The organism is Planktotalea sp. (genome assembly GCF_039984035.1).
Lineage (GTDB): Bacteria > Pseudomonadota > Alphaproteobacteria > Rhodobacterales > Rhodobacteraceae > Planktotalea.
Genome location: NZ_JBDWVM010000015.1, coordinates 1 through 15,837, shown reverse-complemented (window position 1 = coordinate 15,837; position 15,837 = coordinate 1). Strand labels below are relative to the sequence as shown.

General features: G+C 51.9%; 16 protein-coding genes and 1 tRNA gene. 12 read left to right on the top strand and 5 right to left on the bottom strand.

Going from position 1 to position 15,837, the window contains the following annotated elements; genetic code table 11:
• Positions 1-80 precede the first annotated feature (80 nt).
• Positions 81-266, bottom strand: a complete 186-nt coding sequence (locus ABJQ89_RS00820; RefSeq protein ID WP_348494383.1) for a hypothetical protein — start codon at positions 264-266, stop codon at positions 81-83.
• A 237-nt stretch (positions 267-503) separates the two neighbouring features.
• Between ABJQ89_RS00820 and ABJQ89_RS00815 the strand changes: the two genes are divergently transcribed.
• Positions 504-1,256 carry a hypothetical protein gene (locus tag ABJQ89_RS00815; protein ID WP_348494382.1) on the top strand — a complete coding sequence of 251 codons (753 nt, stop codon included), beginning with the start codon at positions 504-506 and terminating at the stop codon, positions 1,254-1,256.
• Between the two features lie 300 nt (positions 1,257-1,556).
• Positions 1,557-1,976, top strand: a complete 420-nt coding sequence (locus tag ABJQ89_RS00810) for a hypothetical protein (protein ID WP_348494381.1) — start codon at positions 1,557-1,559, stop codon at positions 1,974-1,976.
• Between the two features lie 53 nt (positions 1,977-2,029).
• Here the strand turns inward: ABJQ89_RS00810 and ABJQ89_RS00805 are convergent, their stop codons facing one another.
• Positions 2,030-2,335, bottom strand: coding sequence for a hypothetical protein (locus tag ABJQ89_RS00805; protein WP_348494380.1), 306 nt, complete (start codon positions 2,333-2,335; stop codon positions 2,030-2,032).
• 358 nt (positions 2,336-2,693) lie between these two features.
• Here ABJQ89_RS00805 and ABJQ89_RS00800 point away from each other — a divergent pair, with 358 nt between their 5' ends.
• The 7 genes from ABJQ89_RS00800 (at position 2,694) to ABJQ89_RS00770 (ending at position 11,729) form a co-directional block, all read left to right on the top strand.
• Complete coding sequence (locus tag ABJQ89_RS00800) at positions 2,694-3,140, top strand: helix-turn-helix transcriptional regulator (protein WP_348494379.1); 447 nt, start codon at positions 2,694-2,696, stop codon at positions 3,138-3,140.
• 3 nt (positions 3,141-3,143) lie between these two features.
• The gene (locus ABJQ89_RS00795) at positions 3,144-5,900 is read left to right on the top strand and encodes a DNA methyltransferase (RefSeq protein ID WP_348494378.1); all 2,757 of its coding nucleotides are present in this window, start codon (positions 3,144-3,146) and stop codon (positions 5,898-5,900) included.
• Complete coding sequence (locus tag ABJQ89_RS00790; protein WP_348494377.1) at positions 5,893-6,759, top strand: hypothetical protein; 867 nt, start codon at positions 5,893-5,895, stop codon at positions 6,757-6,759. Before ABJQ89_RS00795 ends, ABJQ89_RS00790 begins: the two co-directional genes overlap by 8 nt.
• Positions 6,756-7,412: a hypothetical protein gene (locus tag ABJQ89_RS00785; RefSeq protein WP_348494376.1), complete on the top strand. Its 657-nt coding sequence runs from the start codon at positions 6,756-6,758 to the stop codon at positions 7,410-7,412. The genes ABJQ89_RS00790 and ABJQ89_RS00785 overlap by 4 nt, the downstream gene beginning before the upstream one ends.
• Positions 7,413-7,533: 121 nt before the next feature.
• Complete coding sequence (locus ABJQ89_RS00780; RefSeq protein ID WP_348494375.1) at positions 7,534-8,508, top strand: hypothetical protein; 975 nt, start codon at positions 7,534-7,536, stop codon at positions 8,506-8,508.
• Positions 8,498-10,561 carry a DEAD/DEAH box helicase family protein gene (locus ABJQ89_RS00775; RefSeq protein ID WP_348494374.1) on the top strand — a complete coding sequence of 688 codons (2,064 nt, stop codon included), beginning with the start codon at positions 8,498-8,500 and terminating at the stop codon, positions 10,559-10,561. Before ABJQ89_RS00780 ends, ABJQ89_RS00775 begins: the two co-directional genes overlap by 11 nt.
• Positions 10,551-11,729 (top strand): GIY-YIG nuclease family protein, encoded by a 1,179-nt coding sequence (locus ABJQ89_RS00770; protein ID WP_348494373.1) that lies wholly within the window; start codon positions 10,551-10,553, stop codon positions 11,727-11,729. The genes ABJQ89_RS00775 and ABJQ89_RS00770 overlap by 11 nt, the downstream gene beginning before the upstream one ends.
• Before the next feature lie 33 nt (positions 11,730-11,762).
• Here the strand turns inward: ABJQ89_RS00770 and ABJQ89_RS00765 are convergent, their stop codons facing one another.
• The gene (locus ABJQ89_RS00765; RefSeq protein WP_348494372.1) at positions 11,763-13,205 is read right to left on the bottom strand and encodes a hypothetical protein; all 1,443 of its coding nucleotides are present in this window, start codon (positions 13,203-13,205) and stop codon (positions 11,763-11,765) included.
• 93 nt (positions 13,206-13,298) lie between these two features.
• Positions 13,299-13,382 (bottom strand) — tRNA-Tyr (locus ABJQ89_RS00760).
• 134 nt (positions 13,383-13,516) lie between these two features.
• Between ABJQ89_RS00760 and rlmB the strand changes: the two genes are divergently transcribed.
• A complete protein-coding gene (gene rlmB, locus ABJQ89_RS00755) occupies positions 13,517-14,296 on the top strand; it encodes a 23S rRNA (guanosine(2251)-2'-O)-methyltransferase RlmB (RefSeq protein ID WP_348494371.1) in 780 nt (259 codons plus the stop codon).
• 24 nt (positions 14,297-14,320) lie between these two features.
• Here the strand turns inward: rlmB and ABJQ89_RS00750 are convergent, their stop codons facing one another.
• Entirely contained in the window at positions 14,321-15,130 is an 810-nt protein-coding gene (locus tag ABJQ89_RS00750) for a hypothetical protein (protein ID WP_348494370.1), read from the bottom strand.
• 120 nt (positions 15,131-15,250) lie between these two features.
• Between ABJQ89_RS00750 and ABJQ89_RS00745 the strand changes: the two genes are divergently transcribed.
• Together ABJQ89_RS00745 and ABJQ89_RS00740 are read left to right on the top strand one after the other, a co-directional pair.
• The gene (locus ABJQ89_RS00745; protein ID WP_348494369.1) at positions 15,251-15,553 is read left to right on the top strand and encodes a hypothetical protein; all 303 of its coding nucleotides are present in this window, start codon (positions 15,251-15,253) and stop codon (positions 15,551-15,553) included.
• 71 nt (positions 15,554-15,624) lie between these two features.
• A partial coding sequence (locus ABJQ89_RS00740; RefSeq protein WP_348494368.1) for a 3,4-dihydroxy-2-butanone-4-phosphate synthase occupies positions 15,625-15,837 on the top strand: 213 nt, incomplete at its 3' end.

Sequence of the window (15,837 nt, the reverse complement as noted above, 5' to 3'; positions counted from 1 at the left end):
TATCTCTTCAGATGCGTTATGTTGATTTTCAACGCCTTCGCAATTTGAGTGTGGTAAGGAAAAACGTCGCAATAAACGTGTCACGTCGCCTTTTCGTATGGCAGTGTAACTGGAACCGGGTCTTCCACATCTAATGTATCGATCCATTCCCATAACGCCATGGTGATCAGCCTGCCGTAAGGGATACCAGTGTGCAGATGAATGCTCTTCATTGTTTCTCGGACTTCGCTATCAACGCCTCTTATTGTCCATTTCGTATCAAACATTGGTGTCTTTCCTGTCATCTATGCGATGGCCATAAGCGGCGCATCGTCATTTGTATTTAGTAGAAACCGGCAGACTTCGCGTTGGAAGAAGGTTTCAACTCCGAAGTGGATGCAGGTTCCTGATATTAAAGACGTTTTTCAACGGCAGACAAACCGGGTCATCTGCGGGACAGTTTTCCCTAAATACATTTACCAACGGCGAGAGGTCGTTGGAGACAACGCATTGGATAATTAGAAATGCCAACAATCATTGAAGAAACGCCCCATACATTGAACAACTCCGAACGTATTGAGGCCGAAAAACAGCTTTATATGTGGTACCATCAACAGGCAGCACATGTGCAAGTGTTTAGATCATTCGACCAACGGCTTTACCAACCAACAGCAAGGTCGGCTTCTGAACTAGAAATACTGTGGACCGATGATGTCCAAGACGAAATCGAAGCCGCAGGTAGGCCCAATGAAATGTTTGTTAGAATGCTACCGCTTTCGAAGGCTCCAAGAGTTGTCGGGAGTTATACACCGCATCCACAGCCGGTCACCTGCGCAGAAATTGTTGATCCATTAAGGCGGTACACTGTATTCCGAGTTGATGAAGAGGGAACAAATTATGGGTTCGCCGCCTTTTATGTGCGGATGGACGCAGAGCAAGCTTATGCAACTGAAATCATAGTAGATCGGCTGTTCGTTGGCGACTATGAGTACGAAGAGCAAGATCGAGCAATCGATCCAGCGGAAGTGGAGTTTCGGATAATGCCACCGGCCTTCTGCCTTACTACTACAGTGGTCGTAAATCCCCGTAATCAGAACGAACACATTGGCATTCGATACCAAGTAAATAGTTGTTCAATGGTTCGAAGGCAGGTTCTGATGTCACCGTTATTGCATGAAGCAAGCGATTGCGCATTGGAATTCATTGACTGGCTTAGTCTGGTAGTTGCTGATCCAGAATACTATCGGATAGCTCACCAGATTGCCGAAGAGAGTTGATACCTTAGTCTTCGTCTAAATTCATAGCCGATCTGGAGCGTACACCAGAATTCAGCAGATGTTCGAACACCACCGGTTTTCGACCCAGATCGGCACTTCATTTCAGATCAAAACCCATCGGTGAATGTCGCTGGGAAAAGGAACATCACCATGGAACCCTCAATCAACAACAAAGCTGATGCGTTGAAGCGACAGGAGCCAACAACCAAGGCCCTTCGAGTAGGAGATCGGGGCGTTGCGTCTGGTTGCTCAGCCCCTATGCCTTACCACGATTGCATCGACTGGAGGTGGTATAGCAAAATGGAAGATCGCTATTCCGTGGTTTCAGACAAAACGGTCCATATTAAATCCAACCCTCGGTCCCGTTTCGTTTCATCGGATGTCGGAAAGCAATTCCTCATTTTGGATACGACCAATCCGGTTACGGTCGTGCTTAAATTGGATCACATCGCCGAGTCGGGGCAGCTAACGTTTTCAATCAAAGATGCATTCGAGCCGGACTGCATCGAGACCCAATGTGTCAGGCACGAAACGTACCCATCAGAATGCTATGATGGGCTTTTCATTGTGAACCCTGCGGACCCTCTGCGTGTTTGGCACTTCATATCGATGGGAAATCTTACTGACGATCACATCAGTAGTCTCAGGTTAGACTTGTTCCAAATCGTGCAAGCTTGGGCATTGCAACCACTGAAAGGGGAGATCGAAATGGTGGCATAGGTAGGTTGCTTATTGGTGTCGATTATGGTGCACAAGGTATCGCGTTAGAGCCGTTACTTAGCAGAAACCCAGATGCTTTCATCATCTACGAGGCCAGCCCATGATATCTCATGATCTGCGAAGAATGCGACAACCTTTGGATCAATTTCTCCGCGCCCAAGCGTACAGCGATCACCTGAACCACGACTGAAACGGAGGCCAAAGATTTCTTCTTCAATTTTTCCAACGGGCATTTCCCCGCAACGGATCGCCATCTGCTCCAAGTCAGCCATGAACGCATCCACACTCTCATACATGCTGCTGTCATCGGCCAATGCAGGTGATGCCAAGCACAGCAGTGTTATCAAAATTCGCTTCATTGAGTTTCTCCTTCATTCAATTTCGGTTGTTGGGGATCGACCATCCCGTCCCGAGATCGGGGTCGATCTAAGGTGATTCCGACGAGATCGTTTGGTGTCACGAGCCCGCCGGTGGCTTCATAGATTTTGATCATCAAATCTCGCCGTGGAACCTGCCCACCGGCGATGCGGCATATTGTTGGTCCTGAGGTGCCGATCTGCGCACCAAATTGGGCCATCTGAAGATTGTTGGACTTTAGGAATTCTCGTAATCGCACTATTACTTATTACGTAATACGTACTGATTCGTCAATCTGTATCTCGTGAAGTTGATAGAAAGCGATGGCGTCAGATTACGTATTAAGTAATAAAAGGGGGCATGGATGAGAAAGAACGAAACAAGCAAATATCTTGGGAGCTTAAACGCGCCCGTAAGCGGGCTGGCATTTCCGCAAAAGATGCTGCAGCATACCTTGGGTTCTCTGAGGTATCGCTGTTTCGGATGGAGGATGGCCAATCAATGGTTTCAGCGGCTCGGCTGGAAGACCTCGCAAAGTACTATCAGGTTTCTCTCCCCGATCTACTATTGGGGAGGCTTGTGACCATGCCCTCCACAGTTGATGTGCAGCGGATGAAGGCCGTTGTGAGCTTCGTCCAGCATGTGATCCAAAAGCTGAAGGTTAAACCGTCACCCGAAAAGATCGCCGATGTTGTGGCTAATGTCTACGAGACCGAGATTGAACGGATCATCCGTGATCCGGCATCTGGCAGTGACTTTAACACAGATTACCACACCGAGTTCGTCGAGATGATTTTCAGGAAGTAACGAGTGAACGCAGTTGAAATTGAACAAGCTATCTCAGACCTCGCTGATCAGTCATACGACGGATCAGAGTTTCCCTATGCCTTCCTTGAATGCTTCGATAATTCGGCTGCACGATCCAAGAAACTGCGTAAGGGCACGTCCAACAAATCTGATATGGATGGTGTCCTGCAATCTGGTTCGATCCACATCAAGACCTGCGATGCTGGTGAAGTTCCCGAAACGCTGACTAACCTCAAGGACAGCAAAGCAACCCAAACCAAACGTAACAAGGTCCGCTTTGTGCTGGCCACCGATGGTCAGCAAATCGAAGCAGAAGACTTACAAACCGGTGACGTGATCGCCTGCTCCTATACAGACCTACCCAACCATTTCGTCTTCTTCTGGCCTCTCGCTGGCCTGTCCAAAACCAAACAACTAAGCGAGTCTGAATTCGATGTCCGTGCCACGCTACGGTTGAACAAGCTTTACGTCACACTGCGCACAGACAACCCAGATTGGGGCAACCGTAGTCATGATATGAACCACTTTATCGCTCGGCTGATCTTCCTTTTCTTTGCGGAAGACACGGACATCCTGAGCGGTGAGAACCTCTTTACCACCACGGTCAATACCTTCGCCAAACGCGACGGGTCCAACACACACGAGGTCATTGGCGAACTCTTCCGCGCTATGGACACCCCAATCAAAGACCGTGCATCTGCCAAGCTCCCCAACTGGGCCAACACATTTCCTTATGTGAATGGTGGGCTGTTTTCAGGGAACCATGAAGTCCCGGAATTCTCCCTGATCGCTCAACGCTACCTGATCCAGATCGGCGGGCTACCGTGGGATCAGATCAATCCGGATATCTTTGGCTCCATGATCCAGGCTGTGGCTGACGATGAAGAACGGTCCATGCTGGGGATGCACTACACATCCGTTCCCAACATCCTCAAGGTACTGAACCCGCTGTTTCTGGATGACCTGCGGGATCATCTGGGCCGTGCGGGTGACAGCCCGCAAAAGCTGCTGAACCTGCGCAAACGCATGTCGAATATCCGTGTGTTTGATCCTGCTTGTGGATCGGGCAACTTCCTTGTCATTGCCTACAAACAGATGCGGGCGATTGAAGCGCAGATCAACGAACGACGTGGTGAAGCGACACGTGAATCCGACATCAGCATCCAGAATTTCCGTGGGATCGAACTGCGGGACTTCTCGGCAGAGATCGCCCGTCTGGCCCTGATCATAGCCGAATACCAATGCGATGTGACCTATCGGGGGCCAAAGGTAGCACGAGATACTTTCCTGCCACTGGATGCCAAGAACTGGATCACCCAAGGCAACGCCCTGCGGTTGGACTGGCTGGACGTGTGTCCGCCCACGGGCAAGGCGGTCAAGCTGACCTCGGACGATCTGTTCGATACCCCATTGGAACAAGCCGCGATTGATTTTGAGAATGAGGGGGGCGAGACCTATATCTGTGGCAACCCGCCGTATCTGGGTTCCACGTGGCAATCGACCGAACAGAAAGAAGACCTGGGTCGCATCTTTGACGGGCGAGTGAAAAGCTGGAAGTCGCTGGACTATGTGGCGGGCTGGTTCATGAAGGCGGCGGATTATGCCCTGCATACGCCCACCGTCAGTGCATTTGTGACGACCAACTCGATCTGTCAGGGGCAACAGGTGCCGATCCTGTGGCCAACCCTGTTTCGTGACGGACACGAGATAACCTTTGCCCATACCTCATTCAAATGGGCCAACCTTGCCAGCCACAACGCGGGTGTGACGGTGGCCATTGTTGCAATCACGAATGTAGCTGGTCGGGTGAAGCGGATATTCTCGCTGGATGATGAAAACGAAATGATCTCGAAGGAAGTCGGCAACATCAACGCCTATCTGGTCGGCGCACACAGTATCGTCGTTACTAAAGCGTCTAAACCGTTAAGCGGTATTGCTGTGATGAAATTCGGAAACAAGCCCGTTGATGGGGGCAATCTTCTACTAACTTCGAATGAAGTTGATCAACTTGGATTAACTCAAAGGCAGCGTGACAAGTTCATCCGACGAATATGTGGTTCGGCAGAGTTTATACGGGGGATTGCCCGTTATGCGCTTTGGATCGAAGATAAGGACTGGCCTGAAGCCAGGGAAATTCAGACGGTTCTGAGCCGTGTCGAGGCAGTGGAGCAGATGAGGCTATCCAGTCGCGACAAAAGTGCCAACGAGATGGCACAACGCAGCCATCAAATGCGGGAAATGAATATCGGAACCACTCATGCTATCGCGATGCCAAGTGTATCATCTGAAAGCCGTGATTATCTCCCCGTCGGCCTGTTGGATGCAAAATCAACGGTGACTAATCTCGCCTTTGCCCTCTACGACGCTCCACTTTGGAACATGGCCCTCATCGCATCCCGCATCCACCTTGTCTGGATCGGCACAGTCTGCGGCAAGATGAAAACCGACTACCGCTATTCCAATACCCTCGGCTGGAACACCTTCCCAGTCCCCAAGTTGACCGAAAAGAACAAGGCCGACCTGACCCGCTGTGCCGAAGATATCCTGCTGGCAAGGGAAGCCCACTTCCCCGCCACCATCGCCGACCTCTACAAACCCGACGCCATGCCCCAAAACCTCCGCGACGCCCACGACCGCAACGACGAAGTGCTCGAACGCATCTACATCGGTAGACGCTTCAAGAACGACACCGAACGGCTGGAGAAACTGTTCGAGATGTATACCAAGATGACAACGAAGGTTGGAGGTTTGAATGCCTGATTTCAACAACATGACAATTGTCGCAGCATCAGAAGTCATCGAATATTCTCACACCCAGAACCAGTTCTCGTCACGAGCAACACAATGGGGCGTGGACCGTGAGTGTGGCGGCGGAGCATTGCTTTCGCGGACGAATGCCCTTGCTCAACTCGCACTAAATAATGACCGCGATGTCTACACACCTCTCGGAACAATGGCTTTGAGCAGAGCTATGGTTGAACATGCAATTGGTGAACATCCCCATCGTGATCCGACAGGGCAGCCGTTTTGGACGAGACTAATAGCAGGACTGCGGCTCGATGGTTTCGAAGTCTGTGAGGAAGAATACGAGACTGGTGCGGATGACATCTTTGGTAATTCTAGGGTGGTCACACGTTTGGTGCTGCGCCGGATGTTGCCTGACGACGTTCCATCCATGGATGTTAGGGCGGTCCAGTCGGAGCTAGAAACACTGCTGATCAAGCTTGGGCTCACTGTCGCCAAAGGGCACCTTGATCAATGCATCGCTGCGTTTTCACGGGGAGATTGGGCTGCCTCGAATGCCCAGCTTCGTTCGTGTTTCGAGGCGGTCATTCATGGCATTTCGGAACGGCTTGGGAACGATCCAAAGGCCAACATGGCACAGTACCTGAAGGTGCTTGGTGAAGCGAACCCTGCGTTCCTATACCCCGAATACAACGAGTGGCACCTGCAAGATCAAAAGCCACAATTCATTAAAGGTTTGTGGGCCCGTTTGCACCCTGAAGGTAGCCACCCTGGGTTATCGGAAGAAGATGATTGTACTTTCCGGCTTCAGATCGTGACTATCACACTAAGGCTCCTACTGAGAAGGCTGGACGCTAGGAGTGCGGCAGCATGACTGAAGCTTGGTTTGGATTGTTTGGCGTGATCCTCGGGAGCATCATTGCTATCTCAAAGGACAGTTGGGCGCACTGGCGGGAACGCCGCCTTGATGGATCATACTCTGCCATCCGGCTAATCTGCATCTTGGAAGAGTATGCCAACAAGTGCATCGATGTCGCTGGCGACGACGGGTATGCTTACGGTAGGCCCGCTGGTCAGACCGATGACGGTCAGGAATACTGCGTGGCTCAGATCACCACACCGGACCCTCTCGACTATCCCTCTGACATCGCATGGCGTAGCCTGGACGAAACGCTCATGCATCGCATCCTAGCGTTGCCCAACAAGTCAAGAAGCACCAACAGATATGTTTCAGCCTCAGCGGAAAATGCTTTCATGCCCTACAATGAGGAGTTCTTTGAACCCCGTCAGGAAGGTTACGCCCAGCTTGGATTGGAAGCGTTGGATATCGTCGACGATCTCCGCAATCGTCACGGTATTTCCGTTAAGAGCCGAACCGACCTCAGCGAAGGCTGGGACTCGAAAGAGTACCTAGCAGAGTTAATCGCAAAATTCAAAAAGCGAGATACTGAACGAGAAGAACGCCGAAAGGCCATTCTAGCGAAATCCACGTTGAAAGCTCCTACCGTCGAAGAGGTGTCCCGATGACCCGACGGTTCCAGATCATCGGGTCCAAAGTGACGCCAGCCAATCCTTTTCGATGCAGAAAAGAGCGCCGCCCAAGATTGACCGACATGTGTACCAAGATGACTACGAAGGTGCCCGAGCGATGATGACCCCTTACGACGCAATCACTGCCGACACACCGAATGTTTGGATGACCACCTTCTACGGTTTCGATCCTGCGAAGTGGGGCTTCCTGGGTTTTGCCAATTCGGGTCAGCGCAACACGTTTGTCAGGGAAACGCAGCCAGGTGCATTGGTTGTGATCTATGGTCACAAGAGCAAAGCGTCTAAAGATCAGCAGGGCCAGGTCATTGGGGTTCAGCAGGTCTCTCATCGCGTTAACTTTGCCAAGGCATTCATGGACCCAGCGGAATGGGCAGCTAAGGAAGCTGACCCTGAGTCACAAGGCAAATGGGACATTGCCGTGAAAGCCACCCGTGCATGGAAGGTCGCGCCTGAATCGTATCAACTCATCGATGACTTCGCGGATGAAAGCTATTCTTTGAAGTTGGCTCAGCATATTGGATCACAAGGTGTTCGCCTGACTCGCAATGAAGCGGACAAGCTCTTGGACATTACACTGGTCGAAACCTCTGTCTTCGGCGAGATCGCAATAGACGGTGCATCGCCTGTTTTTGGTCGCGATTTGCTGCAACCGAGCAAGCCGGGGCCAGTGTCGCAGCAAGGCTACTACACACGTGAGGCCGAGGGCCCAAAGCAAAACTATGTGTTGCGCCTTGATGGGGATACCGACGCCTTTTTGGGATACCCTGCAAATGGCAGGAGCATCGTAAAAGTCGGCATGTCAGTCAGCCCCGCAACCAGACGGGATGCGTTCAATGCAGCCCTTCCTGCTGGGACATACGCTTGGTCGCTGCTTCGATCCAATGAGATGGACAACCGCCCACCGTTTGACAACTCGAAGCTCGGGTTAGTCGGAGAAGCGCGGATGAAAGATGTCCTGGCACAAGGTGGCTCGTCATTGGGTGGAGAGTTCTTTGTTGCCTCAGATAAGGCCATTGCAAGGGCATGGGCCGCAGGCCAAAAAGCAGTTCAGGAGTATTCGCGTGTCATTTAAGAAAATCCCCTCAGTATCCGTTACCTATGCCCGGAATGGCGCATCCACCACATCCAACGAGCTTGGGATGCGGGCTATGCAGGAACGGGCGTATGAACGACGTGGGGAACAATACCTGCTGATCAAATCACCCCCGGCGTCGGGCAAGTCTCGGGCATTGATGTTCATCGCATTGGACAAGCTGGAAAACCAAGGACTGAAACAGGTCATAGTTGTGGTGCCAGAGAAGTCCATTGGGTCCAGCTTCAACAATGAGCCGCTCTCAGATTATGGATTTGACTATGACTGGACCGTCCAACATCAGTGGAACCTGTGCGATGTCCCTGGTGGTGATGATGGCAAGGTTGGTGCCGTTGGCCGTTTCCTCGAAAGTGGTGATCGCATTTTGATCTGCACCCACGCCACGTTCCGCTTTGCCGTGGACAGGTATGGGATCGACGTGTTCGATGACCGATTGATCGCTGTGGATGAGTTTCATCACGTCAGTGCCAACCCCGATAACAAGCTGGGTGCCCATCTGGGCCAGTTGATCGCCCGTGACAGAGTGCATGTGGTCGCGATGACCGGCAGCTACTTCCGTGGGGATGCTGAAGCTGTGCTGTCGCCGGAGGACGAGTCCAAGTTCGATACCGTCACTTATACTTATTACGAGCAGTTGAACGGGTATGAGCATCTAAAGACGCTGGATATCGGTTACTTCTTTTACACAGGGTCCTACGCCGATGACATCCTCGCGGTTCTGAACCCGTCCGAAAAAACGATCCTACACATCCCCAACGTCAACGCTCGTGAAAGCACAGGGGACAAACACAAGGAAGTTGATCACATCATCGATGCACTTGCTGGTGGGAACGATCTGGACATCGAAGTAGACCCAGACACGGGATTCTACCTAGTCAAGACCGTCGATAACGATGTGATAAAGATCGCGGATTTGGTTGACGATGATCCGGTCAAACGAGAGCGGGTATCCCGAGCGTTGAAAGACCCCGAACAGAAGAACAACCGCGATCATGTGGATATCATCATCGCACTCGGCATGGCCAAAGAGGGATTTGACTGGATTTGGTGCGAACACGCCTTGACTGTTGGTTACCGAGCCAGCTTGACCGAGATTGTCCAGATCATTGGACGAGCGACCCGTGATGCTATGGGCAAGACCCATTCGCGGTTCACCAACCTAATCGCAGAGCCCGATGCATCCGAAGGGGCAGTAACCGAGGCGATCAACGACACCCTAAAGGCCATCGCTGCCAGCCTTTTGATGGAACAGGTGCTTGCCCCACGGTTCAACTTCACTCCCAAGACCACAGCTTCAATAGCCGAGCCCGGTTTCGAGTATGGTGAAAGTGGGTATGATCCCGAGAAGACCAATGTCGGCTTTAATGAGGAAAGCGGCCAATTCCAAATCGAGATCAAAGGTCTCGCCGCAACTAGGACCAAAGAAGCGGAACGTATCTGTCAGGAAGACTTGAATGAGGTCATCACGGCATTTGTGCAGGACAAACCAGTTGTTGAACGTGGGTTGTTCGATGAGGAGCTTGTGCCCGAAGAACTGACCGTTGTTCGGATGGGCAAGATCATCAAGGACCGTTATCCCGAGCTTGAAGAAGGTGATGTGGAAGCTGTGCGTCAACGGGCTGTGGCTGCGATGAACCTGACCCAGCAGGCGAAGAAAGCCATATTGGACGAAGATGAGAGAGAGCCATCAGCAAACACGGCACTCATCGACGGTGTGCGTAAATTTGCCATGGATGTCCGTGATCTGGACATCGACCTGATCGACTCGATTAATCCGTTTGGTGAAGCATACAATATCCTCGCCAAATCAATGAACGAAGAAAGCCTCCGTCAGGTTGCCTCCGTAATCTCGGCCAAACGTAGTCCGATTACCCCCGAAGACGCGGTGACATGGGCCAAACGTGCTAGCCGCTTCAAAAAAGAGAATGGACGTTCCCCATCAATGACAGCCGCCGACCCATATGAACAGCTTATGGCCGAAGGGGCGACAGCCTTCATGCGTTTCCGCAAAGAGGGTCGCTATGACAGATGATCTAGATGCCCTTGCAGATGATTTGGCTGAATTCGCGACCGAGGACAAACCTGTCGCCCGCTCAGCCGTTGATGAACGTGTGATTGCAGGGTTTGAAGATATCCAACGGTTTGCCGAACAAGCTGGCCACCCGCCACGCCACGGAGACGATAAGGACATCTTCGAAAGGCTCTATGCTGTCCGTCTGGAGAGTTTGATCGCTAATCCAGCATACGTCGCCTTATTGCAGTCTAGCGACCACCAGGGCCTCTTAAATGAAGCGTCCACAGCCAGCGAAATTGATGATGACATTGATTTGGACGCACTGGCTTCGGACTTGGAAGACCTAGACGACCTAGACGATGTTGCATCAGATATCACCGAACTCAAGCACGTGCGCCCAGTGGCCGAGAAGCGGGCTGCGGAAGAGATAGCAAACCGTGAAACATGTGCGGATTTCGACAAGTTCAAACCGTTGTTCGAACAGGTTCAAAGCGAACTTGATGTTGGTCTGCGCACAACACGCCCGCCAGAAACCAGTGCAGAGATCGAAGCTGGCCGTTTCTATATTCTATCAGGCCAGAAAGCCTATGTTGCTGAGGTCGGTGAACCGTTCAAACAGGACTATGGCGACTGGGATGCACGTCTCCGTGTCGTATTCGACAACGGCACCGAAAGTAATCTGTTGATGCGTTCCTTGCACAGGGCGATGAGCAAAGACAAATCAAGCCGGACGATCAGTGATCCGACCGCCGGTCCGCTTTTTACAGATGTCTCTGCCGATGGCGATGAAGCAAGTGGCATCATCTATGTTCTGCGTAGCAAGTCGAACTTACCAGTTGTGACTGCCAACCGTGACTTGTTGCACAAGATCGGCGTAACTGGCGGAAGCGTCGAACGCCGGATCGCCAATGCCAAACTGGAACCGACGTTCCTGATGGCGGATGTAGAGATCGTCACGACCTATGAGCTTTACAACATCAACCGCGTTAAGCTTGAAAATCTGCTTCACCGAGTCTTCGAGCGGGCACGATTGGAAATCGAAATCAAGGATCGCTTTGGACATCCCGTAACACCACGTGAATGGTTCTTGGTGCCGCTGTTCGCCATAGATGAGGCCGTAGAGCGGATCAGGGATGGGACCATCAAAGGTGTGGCGTATGATCCCGCGACAGCCTCGCTACAGTGAATCTAGCCGCTCAGAAGCCATATTCATCGTAAATCAGACCAGATCATCGTCTTCACCCGGATCAGGGTAGTCGATTCTAGGATCGGAAGCCTTGATCCACTTTCGCTTCTTGAAAAACTCAGGACCGTCATCGTAGTGCGCCAACGCACCTGCTTCTTTGTGTCCCAGAATTGCACGACGCATCTCACCATCTGCGCCAGCACGTCTCATCGCGTTGCTGAACGTCGTTCTCCAAGAGTAGAGGACCTTCTTTTCATGAATTATCGGCGGGTCCATCATTTCCCTGATAAGTCTGATGAAGTTGTGCCGCACTGACTGCACCCGATCCTTCCTCTGCGAGAGGAATGTATCGAACCCTCCTGAGTGGAAAAATTCAGGAAAGTCAGCAATCTCTGGATGCAACGGAATCGACCGATCCGATCCCTCAGTCTTCGATTCAATAACGATCAAGCTCTTTTCTGTGACGTTCTCGGGCATCAAAGACAAAACCTCCTTGGGACGCATAGCCGTGAACGCCTGAACTCGACACACCATATGTATAGCGACTCGGCGTTCATCAGACAGTCCACGCAGCGGTGATCCCCACACGTCATCCATGGCTGCAAAGATACGACGCACCTCCGCAGGGGAGAAAGGCTTACACTTGATCATCTGTTTAGAACGCTTCTCACGCTTCAAGACGATTGATGGCATTGGGTTGTCAGATATCTTGCCCTCACCAATCGCGTGTTTGAACATGCCTCTGATGGGAGTGAACAATGATTGAAGCGAACTTGCTTTAACATGGTCTGGCTGTGCATCACGAAACTCACGAAGCCGATCTGCATTCAAGTGATCCAGGGGGATGTCACCAACTTGCGCGATGAGGCGCTTGATCACACGACGGTATTTGTTTCTCACCTCCGGCTTTAGCTGGTTCTTCTTGAAGTATCCTTCTGACATCGCTGTGATCGTGATGGGATTACCCCCCAGTTCAGTGATGCGACGTTCCAACTTCCGCTTCACCAGATCGAATTCGTCACGTTCATCGGGATTAATAGGAGGGATAACATGTGGGCCGAATGACGCGTCATGGATAGCGCGGAAACGGGCCAGTCGATCTTGATCGTCAAAACTCGGATGAGAGGCAGCCGCCTCATATCCAGCACGTGCAGCTTCCAATGGATCGAACGAGGGGGGCAAGGTACCCGTTTGTTGCGCCTTTACCATATCGGCTACATGCGGAGCCATTTTCGCAGTTTCTGTCTCTTGGCGGACCTGTAGGGCAGTCTCAGGGTCGTCCAACGATTTGATCAGGGCATCATGCTTTGCAGCCCAGCCAGTGACCAGAACAACAGCCTGTTGGTATGATACCTTTCCGCATGGACGGTTCCAATTTTTGATCCCTAACGTCTTCTGATGTCTGGTTGGAACACGTCTGCGATAGTAGAAACGTCCACCATTTATTTTGAGATGATCGACCGTGTGCGCTGGCATTGTGTCCAGAAATCCTCAAAATGTGTCCAGAAATGAACCCCCTAGCAGGGAGTATATTCACTAAGGTATTGGATTTCAATGATTTGGTAGTAATGGTGGGCGACCCTGGAATCGAACCAGGCGTGCGTCTCCGCGAGGGAGTTACAGTCCCCTGCCACACCTTGCGGCCTGTCGCCCACTGCATCGAGTAATACCCGAAGCATGAGCGGGTGATTAACCGCGCCGCAAATAGCCGTCAACCCGAAAAAGTCTTGCGAAGCCAACTCATTCGGGGCAAGGCGGGGCAACTCGTTAGCTCAGGGGAGCAAAAGATGAAAAAACCTAAGTGGGTCGTGAAAAAAGAGCAGGACAAAAAAGCCTCTGCTGCGGAAACAATCTGGCTCTTTGGCATCCACGCAGTGCGTGATGCGCTGATGAACCCTGAGCGTGAAAAGCTGAAGTTGGTGGTCACGCGCAATGCGCAAGATCGTTTGGCAGAGGCAATTGCGTTTTCTGGTATGGAGCCGGAGATGTGTGAGCCGCGCAAATTCAACGCGCCGCTTGACCCGCAATCTGTGCACCAAGGCGCAGCGCTTGAAGTGAAAGCGCTCTCTTGGGGACGTCTTGAAGATGTGTGTGTAGGTGGAACCGCTGCTGTCCCGCGGGCGGTTTTGTTGGATCGGGTGACGGACCCTCACAATGTCGGTGCGATTTTGCGGTCTGCTGAAGTCTTTGGCGCGAGCGCAGTCATTGGAACACATCGCGGCTCTGCGCCCGAAACTGGTGCTTTGGCCAAAACAGCAAGCGGCGCGCTTGAGCGGCAGCCCTATCTGCGCATTCGCAATTTGGCCGAGAGCATCGAAGCCCTGCAAAAGATGGGGTATTTTGTTATTGGGCTTGATGGCGAAGCAGAGCACAGCATAGAAACCGTGCTTGAAGGCAAACGCGATCGTCCGATTGCGCTCGTGTTGGGGGCGGAAGGGCCTGGCCTTCGTGAAAAGACCAAAGAAACCGTCGATTCCTTGGCTAAGATTGAGTTCTTGGGCGAATTTGGTTCGCTTAACGTCTCTAACGCGGCGGCTGTTGCACTTTATGCAAGCCTGCCACGCTAAAGACGAAAACCTCGGACCCAGATATTAGTCTGCGAGCGATTTGAAGAAGCGGCCTTTGATCAGCCAAGCGAGGCCGAAGGCCACCAAAGCAACGCCTTCAAAGATGAAAGTGCCATTAAAGGCGTCCCAACTCTTCTCTGAAATCAGAGTTCCGGTTGAACCCAGTCCGATAGCCACGATGCTGATCGCAATCGCAGCCCCTAAAACGCGGTAAATGCGATTGCGCTTTAGCTTATTTGGCGTGGCCGGGCTTTCGGGGGTGCCCAGTTCCGTCGTGTGATCGCGCGTGAAGACACAGGCAGTGAAATAGGCAAGGGACGCGAACATGAAAGCTGCGAAAACAAAGTGCAGTGACAGGCCGCCCAGCTTACTCAAATCGCCAATCTGAAACAGTGCACTGCCTTTCTCACCCTGAACAAACACTCTGAGCAATTCGGTTTCACCATAACTGTCGCTTTTGCCAGAGGTTGGAAAAAGCGCGATCATAATGGCGGCAAAGCCAGTCAATCGCATGAGTATGCTCTCCCAAGCGCTTAGCCGCTTCCATCCGCTGACAGGCCGTCCGTTGGTGTGAAACATGAACATTAGCAAAATGCCGTTGAAGAAAAGGCAACCGACGAAAAAATCGCCCATAATAGGTGTGTAGTAAAAGTGGGAAATAGAATCCTGAATGTCTGATGGGGGAATGAAGCGGATCAACCCCGCGAGCAGGCATCCAAGCGGCAGGGCAAGTGCGATAAAGCCGATCCCGCGCGAGACATTGTTGAACGCATGGGTGAGATTATCCTTTGGTGCGTTTGCACTGGGCATATGGGCGGTAAGGCGTTGAAACATTTTTTGAAACTCCCTTAAAAAATCCGGCATTGATCCTAGTTTAGGAAGATCAGGACCTGTGAGAACGGAAATTTAGGTTTCGATCCGCAATTAACGCTAGTTTTACGAAGAGGTCGCACTTTGGGCTATCCAACCAAGATCACCACCTGTTGTTATTGCGGCGCGCGCGCGGCTCTTGTTCTGCGCGGCAAGGTCAGTCATGAGCTGAGCTGTAGCTCCTGCGGGGCGCCGATCCATATGATGAAACAGGTACCCGTTGATCCTGTTGAGCCACGCGCGGAGATCCGTTCAAAACCAGCGGCGGTTTCGCATCGCCCAAAACCCAAAAGCTTTAAAAAGCCGAAAAAGAAAAAGCGCCGTAAATCGGCGCTTAGTTGGGTTATGGAAGAGGCGATGGATGCGCTCGAGGATATCTTTGATTGAACGCATCAATCGCTGGAAAAGCCCTGCGCGTTAGGGTATTCGCGGGCATGAACAATTGAAAAGGCGCTGCCATGAGCTTTGAAAATCCGGGTCCCGTTGAGGCCAATTTGCGTGATGCGATTTCGCCAGCGCAGGACATCATCGAAGATGCGCGCAATGGGCGGATGTTCATTCTCGTGGACCATGAGGATCGCGAAAACGAAGGCGATCTGGTGATCCCAGCGCAGATGGCAACGCCGGAAGCCATCAACTTCATGGCAACGCATGGGCGCGGTTTGATTTGT